Annotated in this window: 1 protein-coding gene; it reads left to right on the plus strand. The window is 39.4% G+C overall.

What is annotated here, in order from left to right:
* Positions 1-2,133 (plus strand): DUF1542 domain-containing protein (locus tag O3650_RS09535; protein WP_371492023.1); only part of this gene is annotated, 2,133 nt, incomplete at both ends.

Genomic DNA, 2,133 nt, shown 5'->3' on the forward strand with positions numbered 1-2,133 from the left:
AGCTAAAGCAGCCGCTGATAAAGCTAAAGAAGCAGTCGATGCAGCACCAACAGATGCAGCAGTAGACGCAGCTAAAGGAACTGGTACAGGTGACATTGCGAAAGTTAACCCAGTAGCCAAAGAAGCAGCTAAGAAGGCAGTAGCAGATGAATTAGCAGAAAAAGAAAAAGCAATCGACGCTCGTCCAGACTTAACTGACGAAGAAAAAGATGCTGCTAAGAAAGATGCGCAAGCAAAAGCTAAAGAAGCAACAGATGCAATCGATGCTCAACCATCTATCGCAGAAACACCAGAAAAAGCAGCAGAAGCTCAAAAAGCAGTCGATGGTGCAAAAGATAAAGGTGTAGCAGATGTTAAAGCTGTAAATCCAGAAGCAGTTAAGAAACCAGCAGCTAAGAAAGCCATTGGCGATGCACTTAAAGCTAAAGAAGCAGCAATTGACGCTCGTCCAGATTTAACTGATGCCGAGAAGAAAGCCGCTAAAGATGCAGCTAAAGATGCCGCTGATAAAGCTAAAGAAGCAGTCGATGCAGCACCAACAGATGCAGCAGTAGACGCAGCTAAAGAAACTGGTACAGGTGACATTGCGAAAGTTAACCCAGTAGCCAAAGAAGCAGCTAAGAAGGCAGTAGCAGATGAATTAGCTAAGAAAGAAGCAGCCATCGATGCTCGTCCAGACTTAACTGACGAAGAAAAAGCAGCAGCTAAGGAAGAAGCTCAAGCGAAAGCTAAAGAAGCAACAGATGCAATTGATGCTCAACCAGCTAATGCAGAAACACCAGAAAAAGCAGCAGAAGCACAAACAGCAGTAGATGGTGCTAAGAAATCAGGTGTAGATGAAGTTGCAGCTGTAAATCCAGAAGCTAAAGCTAAACCAGCAGCTAAGAAAGCAATCGAAGATAAATTAGCAAAACAATTGGAAGATATTGCTAATACTCCAGATGCTACTGATGAAGAGAAGAAAGTTGCAGCAGATGCAGCTAAAGCTCAAGCAGAAGAAGCTAAGGAAGAAATCGATAAAGCTGGAACAGATGCAGAAGTTAAGCAACTTCAAGAAGCAGCTGAAGGTGAAATTGAAAAATCTGTACCAGTTGTAGAAGATAAACCAAATGCTCGTAAAGCAATTGATGAAGAAGCAACAGCTAAGAAAGCAGAAATCGATGCGCGTAACGATCTAACTCCTGAAGCTAAAGCTAAATTAAAAGCTAAAGTAGATAAAGCTGCGGAAAAATCTAAAGCAGCAATTGATGCAGTAAGTAGTGTAGACGATGTTAATACAATAGAAGAAGCTGATAAGTCGGCTATTAAAGCAATTGGAGAAGTAAACAGACCAATTGATAAAGTATTAGTAAAAGATCCAAGTGCATTAACAGATGAAGAAAAAGCTAAAATCTTAGAAGAAGTTAAGAAAGTTAACCCAACAGCTAAAGAAGTTAAATATGATGAAAATGGAAACATCGAAGTAACAACAGAAGCTGGCGATAAAGGAATTATCAATCCGACAAAATTAGTGAAAACTGAGGACCAATTAGATAACGGTAAAGGTGGAAATGACATTAACAAACCACTTGATAAAGTTATCGTAAAAGATCCATCGAACTTAACTGACGAAGAGAAAGCTAAGATTGTTGCTAAAGTTGAAGAGGTAAATCCAGATGCTATCGTAACAATCAATGAAGATGGAACTGTTTCTGTTTCTACTCCAGATGGTAAAACTGCAGCAATTCCAGCATCAGAATTAGTAAGAACTAAAGAAGATACTTCTAACCCAGATGCAGGAAATAGTAAAATTGTTAAACCAGCAGACAAAGTAGCCGGTGAAGCAAATGATCCGGATGATCAAGCTAAAGTAGAAGAAAAATTAAGAGAATTAAACCCAGAAACTAAATCTGTTAAATTTGATGAAGATGGTAATGCGACAGTTACACTGAAAGATGGAACTACTGCGACAATCCCATCAGAAGATTTATTCAAATCAGAAGTAGATGCAACTAAACCAAATGCAGGCAACGACATCGTTAAACCAGCAGATAAGACTGTAGTAGCAAATCCAGAAAAACTTACAGACGCTGAGAAGAAAGCGATCGAAGATAAAGTTAAAGCTGTAAATCCAGATGCAACAGTAGTTGTAGA

This window comes from Streptococcus sp. 20925_1_24 (assembly GCF_041432335.1).
Taxonomy (GTDB): Bacteria; Bacillota; Bacilli; order Lactobacillales; family Streptococcaceae; genus Streptococcus; species Streptococcus mitis_BM.